The 554-nt window shown below is 37.9% G+C and carries 2 protein-coding genes; both read right to left on the bottom strand.

Annotated elements, in window-relative coordinates; all coding sequences use genetic code 11:
• Nucleotides 1-55: 55 nt before the first annotated feature.
• Nucleotides 56-247 carry a hypothetical protein gene (locus ACYVRH_RS14310; RefSeq protein ID WP_461257544.1) on the bottom strand — a complete coding sequence of 64 codons (192 nt, stop codon included), beginning with the start codon at nt 245-247 and terminating at the stop codon, nt 56-58.
• A gap of 54 nt (nt 248-301) precedes the next feature.
• A partial coding sequence (locus tag ACYVRH_RS14305) for a hypothetical protein (RefSeq protein ID WP_461257543.1) occupies nt 302-554 on the bottom strand: 253 nt, incomplete at its 5' end.

Here is a 554-nt window from a genome sequence, read left to right as displayed (position 1 = left end):
CCTTTTATATGATGTCTTGTGTTTGGCAAAACTCCATTTTATGCCTTTATTTGTTTTATGGATAAAATTCTTCATCGGCGCATAGGCGCAATTCTTCAATAAAATAACTGGTTAATATTCCTCGAATGTCGCTGATGACTTTTATATTCCATTGCAGTTTTTTTGTAGTCGAGGATAGTGATACGATCATGTCGTTAATCACGTTATCAACAAAATCTTGTCGGTTGATTTTTTCTTTTTCTGTCATTGCCATAACTCCTTTAATGAAATTACCCCCGCACACAGCGGGGGGGTGTTAATGCTATATATTAACCGATTTTTTAAATTGTGTGGCTAGGGAGGCGGGGCTGTCTTTATAAACCCCATGAAGATAGGCGATGTATGAATGGGCGTTTTCTAACGTGGGGAATATGCGTGATTGTTTTAACGCTGAATTTTCAAATAACGGTAATGGCGTTAAAGCCGATTTAGTCGTTAAAATTGAAGTGCTTGCCAACTGCGGTTTACCGTGAATAAGATTATATTCAGCATACGCCCGATAATGAATTGAACCG

Source organism: Treponema sp. R80B11-R83G3 (genome assembly GCF_054786115.1).
This window is presented reverse-complemented; position numbering and strand designations above follow the sequence as displayed.

Excerpts from the sequence above, each read along its gene's own strand:
- ACYVRH_RS14310 (WP_461257544.1), bottom strand. The coding sequence starts at position 247 with ATGACAGAAAAAGAAAAAATCAACCGACAAGATTTTGTTGATAACGTG.